The sequence below is a fragment of the Mucilaginibacter lacusdianchii genome, from assembly GCF_009770985.1.
GTDB classification, from domain to species: Bacteria; Bacteroidota; Bacteroidia; order Sphingobacteriales; family Sphingobacteriaceae; genus Mucilaginibacter; species Mucilaginibacter lacusdianchii.
On sequence record NZ_WSRW01000003.1, the window covers coordinates 892,358 to 911,847 of the forward strand.

The following is a 19,490-nucleotide window of genomic DNA, read 5'->3' on the forward strand; positions in this document are numbered from 1 at the left end:
CGCCAGATTTAAAGCGGTGTTACAAAGCCTTTTCCTTTGGTATTAAAACGTTTGTAATGCCGTGTAGTATGCCATTGTTTTGTAAAACATCAAATTGTGCTACTACGCTCTGTCCGCCAGTTTCATCATACAACACAATATTCCGATTGCTGTCAAGTCGGGCTATTATTTTACCTCCGGACAAGGTTACAAAAGAAGCTTCTCCTTTTCCATCTTTTATTTGCTTGGCAATATCTTTTGCATTGAATCGGCCCGGAACCGCATGGTAGGTAATAATATTGCTAAGCTCATATTTATGAGCTGGCTTTAGCAAACTATCTAGTCGCGCTTGTCCAAATTTTTCAACAAAGGCACTATCGTTTGGTACAAATAAAGTAAGTGGTCCACGGCTTTTAAATGTGCCCACTAAACTGGCTGAGCGAAGGCATTCTAAAAAAAGTGTATGTGATTTAGATGATGTCAGATTTTCAACAATATCCATTATGGAATTCATCTTTGCACCGTCCAATAAACGCTGTTCATTTTTCACGTATTGCTGAGATCGTACAGAGTCTTGATATGATGATCCCCGGGGCACGGCGTTCTGACTATATGAAGTAGCAGCGCTAAAGAGTAACAAAAATAGTATCAGAATATATTTCATAGACATAAGCAATTAAGTGTATTAACTTAATTAGTGTTATCTGGTTTTACAAGCATAAAAAAAGCGGCTTAAATAGCCGCTTTTTGTTTTTCGTATTATCAACACTTACCAGCCTGGTGCGAAGTTTAAGCCAAACACCGCTCCGGTTGCGCTTGTACGAGTAAAGGGCACCGCAACATATGGCTCTAAAATCAGATACCCAAACAGATTTACCCTTAGTGATACACCAGCACTAGTGATAGGTACACGCGAGTAAATGCCGTAAAATTGTTCTTGATTTTTGGTGTCTAAAATTGGAACACCGTTGTTGTTAACTAATTTTTCGGTACGCAGAAGGGTAGGCTTTGATTTAAATTCAATTTTATCACCAGCGTTCCAAGCTAAACCAGCATCAAAGAAAAAGTTTAAGTCAGTGAATAAAAATTTCGACTTAATTTGTGCCAGTTTTTCAGGTCCGGTAAAGGGCAGCCTTATTTCAAAGTTGGCTACGGCAATACGATTTCCGGATAATTGATTAATATCAAAGCTGCTTTGCGGTATAGCACTAGCATCAGCATAATAGCGAGGCTGTGTGTTGCCTGTTCTGTTATAAAAACTACTATACTCGTATCCGCGTATTAAAAACGGGTATCCTAAATACATTGGATAGAGCGCATTCTCAGTGTTGCCAAACCGGCCCGTTCCGTATAACCGGCCAGCAAAAGTAACAGGCTTTGTACGCACATATTTTCTTAAGTCGACGGTTGGGCTAAAGAATTTAAATGTCCCCACGTTATATTGCGCATCTAGGCGGTAACGGAAACCGCTTAACGGCGCTGCAATCCCAAAATATGAGTTGTCGCCAACCAGAGCAGTATTCACATTGAATATTGCAAACGGACGCAAATCTATGTTGTTTTGGTCACGATATTCACTGCGTGATACCGTGTGCCGATCTTGACCTAAATAATTGCCTAAAATCAAGCTGTCGTTTCTGGTTGTGTACTGAGCATATTCGCTGTACCGCTGTATACGGTAAGAATAATAAGAAGCACCTGCACCGAATTCGACTCTGGTGGAGCGAGAGAATGGATATGACGCCAGTACTCTTCCTGAACTTTCAAAGGTTCTGATGATATCTGTATACTGTTCATATGCAGGTACATCCTGACCGTTCACACTTAGGGTAGTAAGTCGGTTTCCGAAATTACCATACTGATATGGAATATGTGAAAGACCAACACCCAGGTTCCAACGGCCTTTTTGATTCAAATAAAGCACCTGAGCACCAAAATCGTAAATCTCGCCATTAATAGCAGCACCAGCATAGATTTGGTTGCGACCTAATATATCGCTGAAAACGCCTTGAACACCACTGGCCAAACCCGTACCGTAATAGCTGCTTACACCAACACCTACGCCGCTACTGGCCAAGTAATCGAGTTTAAATTGTGGTTTGTAAGGAACATTATGAATCGAGTCGGCTGGAATGCGTTGGTAAGCCAGATAATTATTTAAATTGGTGTTAATCAAATCAACACCAACTGCGCCTGAGGGTGGCAGCATTGCGGCACTGAAATTGGTTTCTCCACCGGCCACAACTTTTGGTTTAAAGTCGGACGCTTTAGCGTTGTACAGCGAATACTTTTGAGAACGATAGTAGGAGTACAGCACATCGTCGTTATTGGATATACTAAGCGCTGGGGAAAACTCAGTGATGCCGCTGATACCGGTAAATAAATCGGTCATCTGTTCAACGGTACCGTTTGCTTTGCTATATCGGTATAAGTTTCTAAATCCGTCGCGGTTAGATAAAAAATATATTTTACTGTTGTCTGCCGAGTATTGCGGGTTAAGGTTGTTGGCACCGTCAAATACTTTGATATCGGTTACTTTCAAAGTAGCCAGATCAATTTCGGCCAAATTGAATGATATCGTTTGCGATAAAGAGGCGTCGTAGGTAGTACGGTCGCTCGAAAATACTATTTTCTTTCCATCTCTTGAAAAACTCGGCTGATAATCTGAATACTTATCATCAGTTAATTGTGTAAGCTTTTTGGAACTGAAGTTATATAGATATAAATCGCTGTGACCGTTAGCAAGACCTTGAAATGCTATCTGAGAACCATCTGGCGACCAGGTTAAATTACTAAACTGCTCGGCCTTGCCCATAGATAAATTACTAAGCACGCGTCCACTGGGTACTTCAACAACTAGCATGCGGTTGCGCCCGCCGCTAAATACGCTAAACGCAAACCTTTTACTATCCGGCGACCATGCACCTGTTGATTCAATAAAGTTAAATTCGTCGATATGAGTGTTCGACGTTTTACTGGTAAGCTTCTTTATCACTCGCCCCGTCTGTGCATCTGCTAAAAACAGATCTATTGAAAACAAATCTTTTTCGGACAGGAACGCAAGATATTTACCATCCGGACTGATAGCCGGTGCTACGTTCATCTCACCACCGTTTTTGCTGTCGATAATTCGCTTTCCTACTGGTGTTTGCAAAGTGTCTTTTAAGAATGGCTGATAAGTGGAAATGATAGAGTTTTTCCAAAGATTAGATAAGGTTTTATCATCATAACCAAAGGTGCGGCGTATTCCATACTCTAAGCCAAACCGTGCTGTATTTTTGAAGAAGGGTACAATAATACTATCGCCGTAAGTTGACCCCAGGTATGACCAGAATGCCTCTCCATAACGGTAAGGAAAGTACTTAGTACTTTCTGTCAAATCACGTATAGTCGGGATGTCTTTGTTCAAATAGGCGTCGCGCATCCACATAGCGGTATAAGCATCTTTTTTACCTAATGATAAATATTCGGCCATACCTTCAATCATCCATAGGGGTAAATTGTTGATATTACCTAAGCTGCTGGTATCATTAACCAGCAACATATGGTACTGAAAAGCGTGAACCAATTCGTGTCCCAGTACGTGTCGGGTTGTTTGGTTGGTTTCCATAATAGGCATTACCACCCTGTTTTTTAAACCTTCGGTAACACCACCTGTACCCACGCCAATATCACCGTCAATAGCAGTGGTTTGTTGAAAGTCGGGGTGATCGGCATATAAAATGATTGGGTTAGCGCGTCTGAAAGTATCCCTAAACACCTGTTGATGCAGGGTATACCACAACTCACTTTCCTGCGCGAAACGCTTGAGCAGGCTGTCGTTTTTCAGGTAATAATAAATTTCGAAGTGCGGTGTTTTATAAACCTTAAACTTTAAATTTTTATAACGCACTTTATTCTGGCCAAAGTACTGCGCCCGCGCCTGACTGCTTAAAAACAAGGCACTAATTACACAGGTAAAAATCACCAGATATTTTTTGGCTTTACTTACGGTGAAGTAATTGTTGCTCATATGGATGAATAAGGTATAACTGTTTTTTAAAAAGTGTTAAACCGTGTCAATATAATCATTACCCAACTATTATTTATCTTCGGCAGGTGGGTTTTGCTGTTGGGTTTGAGGCGGTTCTACGGTTTGTGGTGTGGCCGACGTGGTGTCTTCTGGTGCCGACAAACTATCAGTTTCCGAAGATGTTGTATCTATGGATATCCGCGGCGATACACACATGTACGATTTGGTGATTTTTACCCATGGTTTTGGAAATGGCCCAGGCTGATAACCGGACTTAGGGTCTGCATATACTCGTTCCATAAAGCTACCAAATATCGGTAAAGCAGTATGTGATCCTTCGCCACTTTCGGATGTATTAAAGTGGACGCTACGGTCATCAGCACCTACCCAAACACCTGTAACTAAGTCTTTTGTGATACCCATATACCAGCCATCCACATAATCAGACGATGTGCCGGTTTTGCCACCTATTTGGTTACTCGCTTTTTTCCAAAGTCCCGGATATTCCCACAAAGCCTGTGATGTGCCGCCTGGTTCTTCCATACCACCACGGAACATATACAACATCAGCCAGGCAGTTTCTTCACTTAAAACTTTGGTGGTTTTAAGCTCAAATTCTTCCAATACTTTATCATCATGATCTGTGATTTTGGTTACGAGTAACGGGTCAATACGTTCACCTTTGTTTAGGAAAGTGCTATAAGCCCGAACCATCTCATATACCGAAACATCATTAGAGCCCAGTGATACGGAAGGTACCGATTTCAGCGGACTTTCTATGCCACACTTATGTGCATATTCTACCACTTTATCCCAGCCCACTTGTTGGGTAAGCTGTGCGGTAATGGAGTTTACCGATTTGCCCATGGCCCAGCGCAATGACATTTCTCGGTATGAAAAATGAAAGTCGGCATTATTGGGCGACCAAACTTCTTGTTTGCCATCTTCAGTATACGAGATAGACACCGGTTTGTCAGTAAACTTATCGCAAGGAGTAAAGCCGTTATCTATAGCTGTTAAATAAGCAAAAGGTTTAAATGTTGATCCCGCTTGACGCTTTGCCTGATTTACGTGATCGTAATTGAAATATTTGTGATTAATGCCGCCAACCCAAACTTTGATTTTACCGGTTGTGGGTTCGATAGACATCATGCCTGTATTAAGGATTCGGGCATAGTATTTTATAGAGTCGACAGGAGAAAATGTAGTGTCTTGTTCACCATTCCAAGTAAACACCTTCATGCGTTTCTTAGTGTTGAAGTACTCATTTATCTTGGTGGTGTCGCCATTAAACTTTTTTTCTAAAATTTTATAAATAGGCAAGCGTTGTTCCGCTTTAGGAATAAAATCTACAATTTCTTTTCCTTTAGAATCACGCCATGGGTTTTTACCTCGCCAGATATTATTAAAGCGCTTTTGAAGCATCTTCATTTTTTCTTCAACGGCCTCTTCGGCATATTGCTGAAGGCGTGAATCAATGGTGGTGTATATCTTTAAGCCATCTTCGTATAAGTCGTAATCTTTTTCCTTCAACCACTTAGCCAGCCATTTTTCTACCGCGCGACGCAGATAAGAGTCGCCCTGACCGTCTTCTTCTACATAGCTCAAATTTAAGTTTAACGGTTGTGCCGAATTAGTTTTGTAATCTGCATCCGATAGAAATTTATATTTATTCATTTGGCTCAGCACCACGTTGCGACGCTCCAATGTACGCTCGGGATTACGGATAGGGTTGTATGTGGAGGTGGCTTTTAGCATGCCAATCAACATGGCAGCTTCGGCTGGCGTAACAGCATTTGGCGTTTTGTTGAAATACTTTAATGTGGCAGTTTTAATACCAAAGCTATTATTGCCAAACGGTACGGTGTTGAAATATAAGGTTAAGATTTGCTGCTTGTTGTAGATATGTTCAATTTTATACGCAGTTAGCCATTCTTTAAACTTATAAACCACTGTACGTAATACGGGTATATGCCTTACAACGCCTTGTGACTTACGTTTACGGGTTTTGAACAGATTTTTAGCAAGTTGTTGGGTGATTGTACTTGCACCACGCTTGTCGCCTTTTGCTGTTGATGCCAAGCTGGAAAAAAAGGAATAATAGTCTACACCATGATGTTTGTAAAAGCGCACATCTTCTGTCGCAATTAATGCGTTGACGAGGTTGGGAGACAAATCTTTGTATTCGATAGGCGACCGGTTTTCTTTATAAAATTGAGCTAAAAGTTTGCCGTCAGCCGTGTAAACTTCTGAAGCTACCGATAAGATGGGGTTCTTAATATCCTGTAGGCTAGGCGAGTAGCCAAACATGTTTAAGAAGTTTAATTCAATAGAGCAGAATAGGATGATTACAAAGTAGAGGAGTATAACAAAGTAACGCAGAAAGGGATTTCGGATACGTTTAAACATTGGATAAATATGTGAAAAATATATCGGTACTAGATATAAATATCAATAACGAAAATCTATTCGGTAAATTTTAAGTTAATAAAGTACAAAGCTATTTTTATCTATGGAAAATGTAAGTAACAAATTTAAAATATCTGACCGCAAAAAGATCTCGCTTAAAGATTATGATACCGGAGAGACGCTAGGTTACAAAAAAGAAGATGCAGATGAAGTGCTAGCCGGTCTTATAAAAAAAACTAACGAATTACATACCAGGTTGTATGCGGATAACCGCCATGGTTTGCTTATCATATTTCAGGCTATGGATGCTGCAGGTAAAGATAGCGCTATCAAACATACCTTCTCTGGTCTTAACCCGCAAGGTTGCCAGGTTTACAGTTTCAAACAGCCAAGTTCAGAGGAATTGGATCATGATTTTTTATGGCGGCATTACAAATCACTGCCCGAGCGTGGTCGCATTGGTATACACAACCGTTCGCATTATGAAAACGTGCTGGTTACCAAAGTTCATCCCGAGTACGTTTTAAATGAAAATTTGCCGGGCATTAGTAGCGCTGATGATTTAGATGAAAGGTTTTGGAAGCACCGTTACAAAAGCATCCGGGAGTTTGAAAAGCACTTGACACGTAACGGCATTACTATTATTAAGTTCTTTTTACACGTGTCTAAAGATGAACAGAAAGAGCGCTTTTTAGCCCGTATTAATGAACCGGAAAAGAATTGGAAGTTTTCGGCGGCCGACATTAAAGAGCGGCAGCATTGGAAAGAATACATGGAGGCTTATGAAGAAGCTATTGGTGAAACGGCTACTGAAGAAACTCCTTGGTATGTGATTCCTGCTGATAAGAAGTGGTTCACCCGAATTGCCATTTCCACCATAATACACGACACTTTACAAAGCTTAAACTTACAATACCCAACACTTCCTGAAGAAGAAAGGGAAAGGCTTGGAGAAGTGAAGCGATTGCTGGAAAGTGAAGAATAGTAGAACCTGCATGATAAACAACGCGATCAGGCATTGTTTATCATGCAGGCATTTGCTTACCTTACGGTTATTTCATCAGCAAAAATATATGAGAGACTGCCTTTATTTTCGTGCCAATCCGGTAACGGGCCGTATTGTTTAGCAATTACCTTAATATACCGAGCGTTAGTGTTTAACATACTATCAAAACTTTGGGTTTGCACCTTAGTATCTTCTGCATTGATCTTAGTATTCACTGTAGCAACAGTTCTATAATTCTTACCATCGGTTGATACCTGGTATTGGACATATTTAGGAAATATGATCCATGAGCCAGTATCCTGCAAAGTGTTAAGACTAACTTGATGAATTGGTTTTACAGTGCCCACATCGATAATAGCCTCCAAATCATTACCCTGATAGCCTTGCCAATTGCCTAATCGCCAGTTAGTTTGGCCGGTCAATCCGTCAACTAAACTTTCGTCGCCTTGTGCTGCATAATTAGGAAGGTATTTGCTTACTTGAATCACTTTCATATCGCTGTTAGCTTTAACAAAAGTGCCACTATTTACTAAGCTGCTTTTTCCGTTTTTAACAGCAATTGCTTTGATTAAAGTGTTGTCGCTGATACTGATGGGCTTGTTGTAAAGGGTTGTTGCAGTAGTTGGAGTGCTGCCATCCAACGTGTAATATAATTTAGCATCCGGTTCATAATCTTTAATTTCAATGGTTGCGGCTTGCTTAAACGTGCGGGCGCTGCCAATAAAATACGGATTAGCAACAATTAGAGAGTCGGTTATTTGCGACACAGGCTTTTCAAGTGCTTGCGTAAATAGCTGGTTAGGCAGTCTGCCACTAAAAACCTCAAAATCCCCGCCGTTGGCAATATTTTTATAATCTAATATTAATTTATAATACGGGTTTTTATTTAAGTTCATTCCCTGCAAATACACATTGTTGGTGCTTACAGCTACGCCCGAGTTTAGAATGGTAAACTTTTTGCCATTCTCGAGATTAATTACAGCTTTCTCAAACCTTGGCATTCCAATTTGGAACTGTTGCTGACCAGGCGCTATGTTATAAAATCCAAGTGCGCTCATTACATACCAAGCCGACATTTGGCCGCAATCTTCATTACCGGCCAAGCCATCGGGCTTATTGCTGTATTGCTTATATATAATGTTGTTTAAATTAAGCTGCGTTTTGCCCGGATTGTTGGTGAAGTTATACAGATAAGCAATATGATGGCTTGGTTCATTACCATGAGCATACTGGCCAATTAATCCGGTTACGTCTGCTTGCTCATGGCCGCTTAGTTTGGCGTTAGTGGTAAACAGTTCGTCTAATTTGCTTTCGAGTTTGTCTTTGCCGCCCATGCGCTCAATCAACCCATCTATATCCTGCGGTACAAAAAAACTGTACTGCCACGCATTTCCTTCTGTGTAATTTTTGTTAATTTCAGTCGGCTCAAACGGACTGAACCAGCTGCCGTTTAAACGTGCCTGCATAAAGCCGGTTTGGTTGTTATAAACGTTTTTCCAGTATTGCGCACGCTGTATATATATATTATAATCTGATTGTTTACCGAGCATTTTCGCCATTTGTGCGATACACCAGTCATCGTAGGCATACTCCAGTGTTTTGGAAACTGATTCATTTTCACTGTCTGCTAAAACGGCGCCATATGTTCGGTAAGTGTCAAGTCCAAATTGGTTACGGTCAACAGCCGATTTCATCGCAGTAAAAGCTTTCTCTGCATCGAAATCACGGATGCCTTTGGCATAAGCATCAACAATAACTGGAATAGCATGATTACCTATCATGCAAAATGTTTCATTACTGGCTAGCGGCCATACCGGCAGTAAACCACCTTCATCATACATTGCTAAAAATGTTTTAATGAAATCCAGCGTGCGCTTTCTGTCTATTAGTGTCAGTAAGGGGTGCTCGGCACGAAAGGTATCCCACAGCGAAAAAACTGTATAGTAATTAAAACCTTGTGCAGTGTGCACCTTGCCATCTAACCCACGGTATTGTCCGTCAACATCATTGTAAACGTTAGGCGCCAGCATGCAATGGTACAATGCTGTATAAAATATGGTTTGTTTAACCTTTGAGTAGTCTGTACCGGGCGGTTGTTTGCGAGGTGTGGCAACCCCGTTACCATAGCTGTTGTATTGCTGCTGTTGTACAGGCGGGCCACCGCCTTCTACGTCAATTTTATTCAGTTCTTTGTTCCAGGCAGCTTTGGCTTGTTTTTGTGTCTTTTTTAAATCAAAGTCAGGTATTTCAGCTTCCAGATTTTTTAAAGCACCCTCGGCACTCACAGCAGATATTCCCACTTTTGCAACTACTTCTTTAGGACTTTCAAACTGCACATACATCTTTACGTTTTTTCCTTCTGCGCGTTTTTGGCCTTGTTGCAACACATCATTTAAAGCAATGCCATAACTTTTAAAAGGCTTGGAAAATTTAGCGTAAAAATATACGTATTGATTTTGAGCCCACGCTTTTGATTGTCGTAAGCCGCGAATTTCGTGATCGTTAACCACTTCAATCCAGGAGTTAAGCACTTTGTCGTTATGCTGTAGATCAATGATGATATTGCCTTCATTACTAGATGTATATGTGTATTTGTGTATACCGGCGCGCTGGGTAGCTGATAGCTCGACCTTGATGTTGTATTTGTCTAGCTGCGTTCTGTAATATCCTGGTGAGGCTGCCTCATTTGATTTTTTGAAGCCGGAACGATAGTCTGTATTTTTAAGTTGAGGTTGCCCGGTGGTAGGCATAAACAAAATGTCGCAGTAGTCTGTCACGCCTGTTCCACTTAAATGGGTGTGCGAAAAGCCATAAACAAGTGTGTCAGAATAATGGTAGCCCGACGAACCGTCCCATCCCTCTAAACGAGTATCCGGGCTAAGCTGAACCATACCAAATGGCATTACGGCACCTGGGTAAGTATGTCCATGTCCACCCGTACCTATAAAGGGATTAACTAGGAGCGTGTAATCTTTATCTTTCTTTTTTTGTGCGGATGATGTTATGCCTAAAGCACAGAGTGCTAAGCATAACAAAGTTGTACAAGATACTTTATCGTAAAAATGCATGTATGGTTGTAACCCTTTTGGTTAGCAATGCAAGGTAAGCAGTTTACTACTTACATACAATACGGCAAAGTTAAGCGGTTCTGTTTGTTGCAAATGGCTTTATTCGTCAAAGTGAAAACTTTCCATGTCTTTTAAAAAGGGAAGTGCCCTGCGCGTTTTTATAACTTCCTCTCCATTGATGGTGAAGGTGTAAACGTCTTCTTCGTCACGTTTATAATAGACAACATTACCCATTGGGTCTATACACGTCGAATCGCCAGAATGGTAAACCTCATTACCGTCATGTCCAACACGGTTTACACCAATAACGTAAGCTTGGTTTTCTACAGCGCGTGCCGGTATAAGCGTACGCCAGTGTAAAGCCCTACGCTCGGGCCAGTTTGCCACAACCAGCAGTAAATCATATTTCGGATCCGTATTTCGCATCCAAACCGGGAAGCGAAGGTCATAGCAAATCATTGGGCAGATGTTCCATCCCTTTAATTCAACCAGCAGCTTTTTACTACCGGCTGTATAAACTTGATGCTCTTTGCCCAAAGCAAACAAATGGCGTTTATCGTAACATTCGAAAGTGCCATCGGGGCGCATCCATATTAAGCGGTTATAGTATTTTCCGCCATCGTGTATGGCTAGGCTACCGGTTACTACGCATTCATATTTTTGTGCGGTAGCTTGCATCCATTGCATGGTTTTGCCGTTCATAGGTTCGGCCAAACGCTCAGCTTCCATTGTAAACCCGGTATTAAACATTTCGGGCAATACAATCAAATCAGTTTTAGTACGAATACCTGATAACTTCAAAGATATATTTTGAAGATTTTTATCAATGTTTTCCCAAAATAGATAGCCCTGGTAAGTAGTGATTTTTAAGTTTTCCATAACGAACGGCTTAAATATGTACTAAAAGGTTTATAACGGATAAGGCAATTATTATATTTTCATCAAACGTTCTATAGCACGGTCGAGTGTTTCGATCTTCTTAGCAAAGCAAAATCTTAACACTTGGTAATCAATGGCTTTGTTATAAAACGCTGAAACTGGTATAGCCGCCACTTTAAACTCAGTGGTAAGTCTTTTAGCAAATTCCGCATCCGATTCGTCACTCATACCAGTATATCTTACCGATTGAAAATAAGTGCCCGAGCAAGGTAGTAATTCAAATCTGGTTTGTGATAAACCAGTTCTAAAATGATCCCGCTTTTCCTGAAAAAATTGTGGTAACGCAAGATATGACTGCTCATTTTTTAAATATTCAGCAACAGCCACTTGCATAGGTGTGTTAACACTAAAAATTAAATACTGATGCACTTTGCGAAACTCTTGCATTAAATGTGCGGGCGCCATACAATATCCTAGCTTCCATCCGGTGCTATGAAACAGCTTGCCAAACGAAGCTACAATATAGCTGCGTTGCTGTAATTCTGGATAACGGGCCATGCTTTGATGCGTTTGCCCATCGTAAATAAGATGTTCATAAACTTCATCGCTCAAAATTAAGATGTCACGATTTTTCACAATAGTAGTTAACTGTTCAATATCATCTTGCTGCAAAATAGTTGATGTAGGGTTATGCGGCGAATTTAAGATAATCATCCGCGTGCGAGAACTAATCAGGCGCTTCACCATTTCCCACGGAATGCGATAGTCGGGCGGTTCTAAGGCTAATGATTTTACGGTGCCGCCCATCAATTTAATGGCAGGAGCGTAGGCGTCATAAGCAGGTTCAAACACAATAACCTCATCATTGGGATGGATAGTGGCACAAATTGCTGTAAATATGGCTTGCGTACCACCGGCGGTTACTGTTATTTCGGTGTCAGGGTTATAAACAGCGCCATATAACTTTTCGGTTTTTTCGGCAATGCGCTCGCGTAAAGCTGGTAGTCCGGCCATTGGCGCATACTGGTTATGCCCATTTTTCATAGCGGTATTTACCAGTTCAATCAACTCGGCAGGGCATTCATAATCTGGAAAACCTTGCGATAAATTAATAGCGCCCACCTCATTTGCCAGGGCCGACATTACAGTAAAAATAGTAGTTCCGGTTTGCGGAAGTTTAGACACAGGTATCATGTAGGGGCTAAATTAGTTAAAAGCAGGTAAAAAAAACCGTATGCACATAAACTATTAACGCAGAATTGCGCAATTGCTTACTTTAGTGCGATGAAGTATACCAACTGCCTTTCCCTTTTTGTTAGCGCTTGTTTACTAACAGCCTGTCAGTCATCTCACAACAAAAATATGCCTGTTGTAGGCTTTGTTGATGCTTTTGAAGATGCAACTATTGCCCAGGCAAAAAACGGTTTTGTAGACGCCCTGGCAAAGCAAGGGTTCAGCGAAAAACAAAATAATATTAAAATAGAATATCGTAATGCACAAGGCAGCATTCCAACACTTACCCAAATAGTAAACTACTACGTTGCTGAACCGGTAGACCTGCTGGCCACCAGCACTACCTTATCATCAGTAACAGCTGCTCAAAAAACCAAAAGCATACCTATATTCATGATGGTGTCGCCAACGCCCCAACGTGCTCACTTGGTAGATGCGCAAGGCAAAACGCAACCAAACCTATTTGGTACTGTAGAGGATTTAAATTATATTGATACGTCATTTAGCCTGATACCTAAATTGTTGAAACCAAGAGGTAGTAAGTTGGTAGTAGGCATGATTTATAATCAGTCAGAACCGCAATCGGCAGACGCACTAGAGCGCATTAAACAATTGGCTGCTCAATTAAACGTTACGGTAGAGGCTTTGCCACTCAATTCGTCGGCGGATGCACAGTTGGTTACACAGTCGCTACTGAGCAAAAACATAGATGCTTTTTTTGCCAATCCAGATAATACGGTGTTTGCTGCTTTTGAAACCATCTTAAAAAGTTGCAATGAAAAAAATATACCAATTTTCACCAGCGAGGCGGGTTTGGTACAACGTGGTGCGGTAGCTGCTTTTGGTGCGGATATTTACCAATGGGGATACCAATCGGGCTTACAAGCTGCTCAGTACTTAAAAACACATAAAACTGATGGGTTAAAGCCTGAAATGGTCAAAATCAGAAAGCGGGTTTATAACGCAGTGGTGGCTAAAAAGTATAATATTACTATTCCGGCAAATTTTGAAGCTGTAAAATAATGGATTTTTATTTAACTGCTTTATTGCAAGGGCTATGCTTTTCGGGTTTGGCGCTGGGTATTTATATATCCATGAAGATATTTAACATCCCGGATATAACCACCGATGGCAGTTATACGCTTGGTGGTATGGTAACTGCTGTAATGCTTACACATCAACAACCCATTTATTTAACGGCATTGGCTGTTTTAATTGCTGGTGGCCTAGCCGGTGCTGTAACAGGCCTCATTCATACCAAACTAAAAATAAATGCCTTGTTGTCCGGAATTTTGGTAATGACAGCCTTGTATTCAGTTAATTTAGTAGTGGCCGGCCGTTCCAATATTCCGCTGATTGGAACTGCTTCATTATACTCAGCTATCAGTTTAACAGAAAATGCAAATTTGAATAGCCTTGTTGTACTACTCATGGTTGTTGTAGTTTTGGTTTTGCTTATCGGCTACATGCTTAAAACAGATTTTGGTATTGCCATGCGTGCCACTGGCAATAGTGAAACCATGATCCGTGCGTTGGGTGTAAATACCGATCGGATGAAAATTATTGGTCTTGCATTAGCTAACGCTTTGACCGCTTTAAGTGGTTTTTTAATAACGCAATTACAAAGCTATGCAGACATCAGTATGGGAATTGGTATAGTAATTATTGGCTTAGGTTCTGTGATCATTGCAGAAACTTTGATTAATTGGCGCCTAATCACATCTGTATGGGTAAGTTTAATGCTGGTAGTAATAGGTGCTATTATTTTCCAGATGGTGCTTGCGTTTACACTGGCCAGTGGGGTAGATGCTAACTTGCTTAAAGCGGTAACGGCTATATTTGTATTGTTAATTGTGAGCTTGCCTCGTTTATCGTTATTAAAAAGAAATGATTGAAGTAAATAACGTAACCAAAATATTTAACCGGGGCAAAGCAAACGAGGTAACTGCTGTAAAACAATTGTCTTTAATTATCCCTGCACAAGAGTACGTTGTAGTTGTAGGAAGCAATGGTTCGGGCAAAAGTACACTGCTTAATTTAATTGCCGGAAGTACGTTTGCCACTAGTGGTGACATAAAACTTGACGGCGAACTGGTTAACCGCTCCCCGGATTATGAGCGCAGTCGCTGGATTGCTCGTGTTTTTCAAAATCCACTTAGTGGAACAGCGCCTGATTTAAGTATACTTGATAATTTTAGACTAGCAGCTTTACGTACAAAACCGAAGGGGTTGAGCATTGGCACCACAGAGGCCTTCAAAAAGCTGGTACAAGATAAAATAGCTATATTAGGTATGGGACTGGAAAATAAGGTACAACAAACCATGGGAACTTTATCCGGCGGACAACGACAGGCGCTTACCTTGCTGATGAGTGTAATGGATGAATGCCGGATTTTATTGTTGGATGAACCCACTGCCGCTTTAGACCCAAGGTCTGCTGATTTGGTGATGCGAACTGCGGAAGAGTTGGTAAAAACATTCAAACTGACTGCTATTTTAATCACTCATAACTTAAAAGACGCTTTTAATTTCGGAAATCGAATTATTTTAATGGGAGAAGGACAGATTATAAAGGATTTTTCGTCAGAAGAAAAATCAAATTTGAAGCAAAGTGATTTATTTGAGTGGTTTAGTTAATTAAGTTTCTATAATGGCAAAATAATTGCGTAAGTGGTAGTACCATGAAAAACAATTTATTTGCTCCAATTAAAGATGCCTATCAATTAGTACAAGGCGCGAAGATTAAAGGTATTAAACACGAAGAAATATTTGAACTGGGTAGTTATGACCCGAATAAACGCGGATATACCATTTATCCTTACGAGGATGGTGTTAAATTTGATGATTTCAGCATCATTGTGAGTGAAAAAGAATTGAAAAATCATTACGTAATTGAGGGTATAAATGTAAATATGCCCATCTCATCAACTACACAAAATACTGACAATTTCAGAAGATTAGGCATGGCCAGCTAAGGCAATTGTTTCTAATTCAATTTTATAATATATACCATCAAAATGCAGCAAGTTCGCTGTTCTTAATTCATTAAGCTTGCTGCATATTTTAGATAAGCATTTTATTAAACTTTGCTATATTTGACAAACTTTAATAAAATGCTTACCAATAAATACATATCTTATCTGCGTGTTGAGCTGCCTTTAGGCTTGCTGCAGAGGGGTATTGTGTTTGCATAGCCTTTCTGCACTACGCATTGCTGAACCTTTCTAATCAGCATTCCTTCATTTATTTCTTATTTAAAATTCGGCAGCGTTTGCTTGTCCGTTTGAATCTATTGTTATCATGGATATTTATTACACCATTGAAGAAAAATACTTGAAAGCTATTGAAGAATATTGGTATGGTGAGTCACCTAAAAGCTTTCAATTGCTAAATGAAATAATTATTACCGATGCTTCATACGCTAAAGCCTATTACCAGCTAGGGCGAATACATTACTACGAACTAAAAGATTATAACGCTGCCGGTTACTACTTTAAAACCTGCAACGAACTAGATCCGTCTTTTCCTGATTTATATAAGGATTATATTCAACTACTGGCCTTCTTGGATATGGAAAAACTATTGAATGTGGTTAAAGAAAAAGCTTTGGCTACGCCAGGAGTAGATTGTGCAGCAATATGGAATATCATAGGTTTGCATGCCGAAAAAAAGAAAGCTTTGCACGAAGCCAAAAGGTGCTTTGATGAAGCCTTTGCTATAACCACCAGCAAAAAACAGTTGGATATTATAGAGGAGAACCTGGAACGGATAGAACGAAAGTTTAAGCGAAAAGTTGTTTACAAGTATAGTATTGTATAAATAAAAAAGGGGCACCAGCCCCCTTTTTTATTTCATTACTTGCCTGGTCGCAGTTTATTGACGTCTGCTACAGTAACAGATGGCGCTTTATTGCCAAAGTTATTTCGAACAAAGGTAAGCACATCGGCTATTTGCTGATTGGTTAAGTGTGCGAAAGATGGCATAGCGTTAGAATAAGTATCGCCGTTTATCTCTACATCCTCGTTGAACCCATTTAGCAGAATTTTAATTAATCTGTCTTTATCACCTAAAACATAGGTGGTTTTTATTAAAGGTGGGTTCATGTTTTGAACGCCGCCGCCATCTTGCTGATGGCAGGGTAGGCAGCTTTGCATATAAACAATTTTACCGTTTGCGGCAGATGTTGCACTTCCGCTGGCCTTGGTAGCCTTTTTAGGCGTTTTTTGTGCAGACAAAAAAGTTGATAAACACACTAAGCCGGTTATAAATACTACGCGGACCAATTTCATAAATTACTTTCTATTATATACAATTCGGTAGATGGTGCCTTTGTTATCATCGCTTACGTACAAAGAGCCATCGGGGCCTTGTGCCAAGCCGGAAGGGCGGTGCTCTGCCCGGCCTGAAACTACATTTGCTTCTGAACCGGCAAAGCCATCAGCAAAAACTTCCCATTTGCCAAATGGCTTACCGTCTTTAAAGGGCTGAAATACCACAAAGAAACCTGCTTGTGGCTCTGGTGCGCGGTTCCATGAACCATGGAAGGCAATGAACGCCCCATTTTTATATCGCTCCGGAAACATGTTACCCGTGTAAAATAATATTGCGTTTGGCGCCATGTGGCCGGGATACGCTGCTGCCGGATCAATAATACCACTTGGGCCTTCTTTTTTACCGTCGCCGCCATACTCAGGTGCTAAAATCTTTTTGTGCTGATCTTGGTCGTAGTAGATGTAAGGCCAGCCGGCATTATCGCCCTTTTTTAAGGCATACATGCACTCAGCCGGGTAAATGGCCGATTGTTGAACGGTGTATAAATCTGGAAATAAATCGTGCAGTTGATCTCGGCCATGTTGCATTACAAATAGCTGATTGTTCTGCTGGTTCCAGTCTAAGCCAACTACGTTTCTTAAGCCGGTTGCATAACGGGTGCCGCTACCGTAAGTTTGGTTTAACTTGTCGGCTTTAAACTGCCAAATGCCACCGGCCGAATCTAAGATAGGGCAGCCTTTACGGCCCATTGATCCTTTGGTGCGCTCTTGTTCCTGGCAAGAATTTGAATAAGCACCGATGTTTACATATATATTGCCGTCGTTATCCAGTACCACCGACTTAGATTCGTGCTGACGGCGGTTAATCAAACCGGTAACAATATGCTCCGGCTCGGCAGGGTTTACTACTTTTTGGTTTGCATCCAATTTGTAACGGTAAACATCGTTATTAGATGATGCGTACAGGTACCCGTTTTTAATGTACATACCTGTACCCGGATAATTGCCAAAACCCTGCGTATCATCCATTTTGCCATCACCATTGCCGTCATGTAAAAATAAAATACCATTACCATTAACTGCACGGTTCAATTTAACATATACATCGCCCGATTGTGTAACGGCTATATGACGAGCTCGGCCTAGATTGTCGGCCGCCTTTAAGGCACCAAAGCCATCCGGTAATTTTAAACCTGCATTGTCTGCATCCGGTGTAAAAGCAATGCTTGTACTGCTGTTATATTTTGCACCGTACCATGCTAATCCGGCAACCGCAATTAACGGCAGAAATGATGAGAAGATAAATTTTGTTTTCATAGCTAATTATGAACTGCCAAATTAAGGTATTTAAGCAGGCAATCAAAGTATCGATGCAGCAGGATATTGATTTGTTACACTAAACGTGCTTGCCTGAAAAGATTTTGGCAAGTAAGCGCTGATAATTAATTATATGATATCAGTAACGCCATTGGCAACAGGTTGAGGTTGTAACAGTAATCGTTTAGTATTCAACCCTTTTCTGAATCGATATATTGGCCTTTCAATAACATAATAACAGAAAACCGATAATAGCGATGTTCCTGCAATACAGCAAGCAAAATACAGGTAAGTATGTCCATTTGCCTGTATAAAAGCAAGAGATTTTACGACCAGCATATGTAACAGGTAAATAGAATAACTTACTTTTCCTATTGATACTAGCGCTTTATTAGACAATGCCTGCCTGATAATCGGATAACTATCAGTGTTAATAATCGCCGGAACTAGAATGAAAAATGATAATCCCTGAAGTGTATACCGAACGGTATACCTAAACATCGGATCGCGTATAACAAGGCAAAAAACTTGAACCAAAAATGCAAAAACGAGTAGTTTTTTGTTCGATAACAATGACTTGTAATTGTCTGACTTTTTGCTGGTTAACAAAACAGCCGCCATACAGCCAAATAAAATTGAATCGAACCGGGTGTGTGTTAAAACATAACAGTAACGTTCCAATTCATCTGCAAAGTGCTTGTACTGTATATAGCCGCCTATTCTTACAACTAGCGCAAGCAGCATCAAACCAAGAAAGATGCCTATGATTTTTTTGGTGTTTTTAAAAAAGCCCAGAAACAAAAGGGGGTATAAGAGATAAAAGTGTTCTTCAACAGCCAGCGACCATAAGATGGTTAATGTCAAATGACCTTTGCCACCGTAGAAAAAATAATAGTTTTCGTAATACAATAAGCAAGCTAATATCTCGCCCAACTTAAAGCTGTAGCTGATATAAATAAGATAAAACGCCGTCAATATCAGCATAAACAACAACGGTGGATATAGCCGTAGTATCCGTCCTGTGTAAAAGTGTTTAAGGTTGATAGACGTGTTTTTTTTGTATTCGTTGTTCAGCACCAGGGTGATGATGTAACCGCTGATGAAAAAGAAAAGCGTAACGCCTAGTCCACCAGGTACTATACGGTCAAAACCTAAATGGGCAATAAACACAAGCAATATTGATAGGCCTCGCATGCCGTCAAGTGCAGGAATATAGGCTAAGGTTGCTTTTTGATGCATTTAGGTAGAAGCGCTAATATGATATAGTTAACGGATTGCTTTCGATAACGTAAAATGTTACCTTATGTTTTACAATC

At 40.5% G+C, this 19,490-nt stretch carries 15 protein-coding genes; 6 read left to right on the top strand and 9 right to left on the bottom strand.

Annotated features, from left to right (window positions below):
• Window positions 1–19: 19 nt before the first annotated feature.
• The 3 genes from GPM24_RS17425 to GPM24_RS17435 form a co-directional block, all read right to left on the bottom strand.
• Window positions 20–529, bottom strand: coding sequence for a fasciclin domain-containing protein (locus tag GPM24_RS17425; RefSeq protein WP_158828382.1), 510 nt, complete (start codon window positions 527–529; stop codon window positions 20–22).
• A 219-nt stretch (window positions 530–748) separates the two neighbouring features.
• Window positions 749–3,991: a DPP IV N-terminal domain-containing protein gene (locus GPM24_RS17430; protein WP_158828383.1), complete on the bottom strand. Its 3,243-nt coding sequence runs from the start codon at window positions 3,989–3,991 to the stop codon at window positions 749–751.
• Between the two features lie 69 nt (window positions 3,992–4,060).
• Window positions 4,061–6,400, bottom strand: coding sequence for a penicillin-binding protein 1A (locus tag GPM24_RS17435; protein WP_158828384.1), 2,340 nt, complete (start codon window positions 6,398–6,400; stop codon window positions 4,061–4,063).
• Between the two features lie 103 nt (window positions 6,401–6,503).
• Here GPM24_RS17435 and GPM24_RS17440 point away from each other — a divergent pair, with 103 nt between their 5' ends.
• Window positions 6,504–7,385, top strand: coding sequence for a polyphosphate kinase 2 family protein (locus GPM24_RS17440; protein WP_158828385.1), 882 nt, complete (start codon window positions 6,504–6,506; stop codon window positions 7,383–7,385).
• 56 nt (window positions 7,386–7,441) lie between these two features.
• Here GPM24_RS17440 and GPM24_RS17445 read toward each other — a convergent pair whose 3' ends face one another.
• From GPM24_RS17445 to GPM24_RS17455, 3 genes are all read right to left on the bottom strand, one after another.
• Window positions 7,442–10,474 (bottom strand): GH92 family glycosyl hydrolase, encoded by a 3,033-nt coding sequence (locus tag GPM24_RS17445; protein ID WP_158828386.1) that lies wholly within the window; start codon window positions 10,472–10,474, stop codon window positions 7,442–7,444.
• A gap of 99 nt (window positions 10,475–10,573) precedes the next feature.
• Complete coding sequence (locus GPM24_RS17450; RefSeq protein WP_158828387.1) at window positions 10,574–11,353, bottom strand: amidohydrolase; 780 nt, start codon at window positions 11,351–11,353, stop codon at window positions 10,574–10,576.
• 51 nt (window positions 11,354–11,404) lie between these two features.
• Window positions 11,405–12,547 carry a methionine aminotransferase gene (locus tag GPM24_RS17455; RefSeq protein WP_158828388.1) on the bottom strand — a complete coding sequence of 381 codons (1,143 nt, stop codon included), beginning with the start codon at window positions 12,545–12,547 and terminating at the stop codon, window positions 11,405–11,407.
• Window positions 12,548–12,715: 168 nt separating this feature from the next.
• On the opposite strand from GPM24_RS17455, the gene GPM24_RS17460 reads away from it, so the two are divergent.
• The 5 genes from GPM24_RS17460 to GPM24_RS17480 all read left to right on the top strand — a co-directional run bounded on the left by GPM24_RS17460 (window position 12,716) and on the right by GPM24_RS17480 (window position 16,405).
• On the top strand, window positions 12,716–13,609 hold the full coding sequence (locus GPM24_RS17460; RefSeq protein WP_233268888.1) for an ABC transporter substrate-binding protein: 894 nt from the start codon (window positions 12,716–12,718) through the stop codon (window positions 13,607–13,609).
• Window positions 13,609–14,481, top strand: a complete 873-nt coding sequence (locus GPM24_RS17465) for an ABC transporter permease (RefSeq protein ID WP_158828390.1) — start codon at window positions 13,609–13,611, stop codon at window positions 14,479–14,481. The genes GPM24_RS17460 and GPM24_RS17465 overlap by 1 nt, the downstream gene beginning before the upstream one ends.
• A complete protein-coding gene (locus tag GPM24_RS17470) occupies window positions 14,474–15,223 on the top strand; it encodes an ABC transporter ATP-binding protein (RefSeq protein WP_158828391.1) in 750 nt (249 codons plus the stop codon). Before GPM24_RS17465 ends, GPM24_RS17470 begins: the two co-directional genes overlap by 8 nt.
• Before the next feature lie 44 nt (window positions 15,224–15,267).
• Entirely contained in the window at window positions 15,268–15,561 is a 294-nt protein-coding gene (locus tag GPM24_RS17475) for a hypothetical protein (protein WP_158828392.1), read from the top strand.
• Window positions 15,562–15,886: 325 nt separating this feature from the next.
• On the top strand, window positions 15,887–16,405 hold the full coding sequence (locus GPM24_RS17480) for a tetratricopeptide repeat protein (RefSeq protein ID WP_158828393.1): 519 nt from the start codon (window positions 15,887–15,889) through the stop codon (window positions 16,403–16,405).
• A 35-nt stretch (window positions 16,406–16,440) separates the two neighbouring features.
• Here the strand turns inward: GPM24_RS17480 and GPM24_RS17485 are convergent, their stop codons facing one another.
• The 3 genes from GPM24_RS17485 to GPM24_RS17495 form a co-directional block, all read right to left on the bottom strand.
• Window positions 16,441–16,875, bottom strand: a complete 435-nt coding sequence (locus GPM24_RS17485) for a c-type cytochrome (protein ID WP_158828394.1) — start codon at window positions 16,873–16,875, stop codon at window positions 16,441–16,443.
• Between the two features lie 3 nt (window positions 16,876–16,878).
• Window positions 16,879–18,174, bottom strand: coding sequence for a PQQ-dependent sugar dehydrogenase (locus tag GPM24_RS17490; protein ID WP_158828395.1), 1,296 nt, complete (start codon window positions 18,172–18,174; stop codon window positions 16,879–16,881).
• A gap of 129 nt (window positions 18,175–18,303) precedes the next feature.
• A complete protein-coding gene (locus GPM24_RS17495) occupies window positions 18,304–19,413 on the bottom strand; it encodes an acyltransferase family protein (protein WP_158828396.1) in 1,110 nt (369 codons plus the stop codon).
• Between the last annotated feature and the right edge of the window lie 77 nt (window positions 19,414–19,490).

Coding starts and splice junctions, on each gene's coding strand:
- GPM24_RS17460 (WP_233268888.1), top strand. CDS start 12,716: ATGCCTGTTGTAGGCTTTGTTGATGCTTTTGAAGATGCAACTATTGCC.
- GPM24_RS17455 (WP_158828388.1), bottom strand. CDS start 12,547: ATGATACCTGTGTCTAAACTTCCGCAAACCGGAACTACTATTTTTACT.
- GPM24_RS17475 (WP_158828392.1), top strand. CDS start 15,268: ATGAAAAACAATTTATTTGCTCCAATTAAAGATGCCTATCAATTAGTA.
- GPM24_RS17490 (WP_158828395.1), bottom strand. CDS start 18,174: ATGAAAACAAAATTTATCTTCTCATCATTTCTGCCGTTAATTGCGGTT.
- GPM24_RS17445 (WP_158828386.1), bottom strand. CDS start 10,474: ATGCATTTTTACGATAAAGTATCTTGTACAACTTTGTTATGCTTAGCA.
- GPM24_RS17430 (WP_158828383.1), bottom strand. CDS start 3,991: ATGAGCAACAATTACTTCACCGTAAGTAAAGCCAAAAAATATCTGGTG.
- GPM24_RS17435 (WP_158828384.1), bottom strand. CDS start 6,400: ATGTTTAAACGTATCCGAAATCCCTTTCTGCGTTACTTTGTTATACTC.
- GPM24_RS17470 (WP_158828391.1), top strand. CDS start 14,474: ATGATTGAAGTAAATAACGTAACCAAAATATTTAACCGGGGCAAAGCA.
- GPM24_RS17450 (WP_158828387.1), bottom strand. CDS start 11,353: ATGGAAAACTTAAAAATCACTACTTACCAGGGCTATCTATTTTGGGAA.
- GPM24_RS17485 (WP_158828394.1), bottom strand. CDS start 16,875: ATGAAATTGGTCCGCGTAGTATTTATAACCGGCTTAGTGTGTTTATCA.
- GPM24_RS17465 (WP_158828390.1), top strand. CDS start 13,609: ATGGATTTTTATTTAACTGCTTTATTGCAAGGGCTATGCTTTTCGGGT.
- GPM24_RS17440 (WP_158828385.1), top strand. CDS start 6,504: ATGGAAAATGTAAGTAACAAATTTAAAATATCTGACCGCAAAAAGATC.
- GPM24_RS17495 (WP_158828396.1), bottom strand. CDS start 19,413: ATGCATCAAAAAGCAACCTTAGCCTATATTCCTGCACTTGACGGCATG.
- GPM24_RS17480 (WP_158828393.1), top strand. CDS start 15,887: ATGGATATTTATTACACCATTGAAGAAAAATACTTGAAAGCTATTGAA.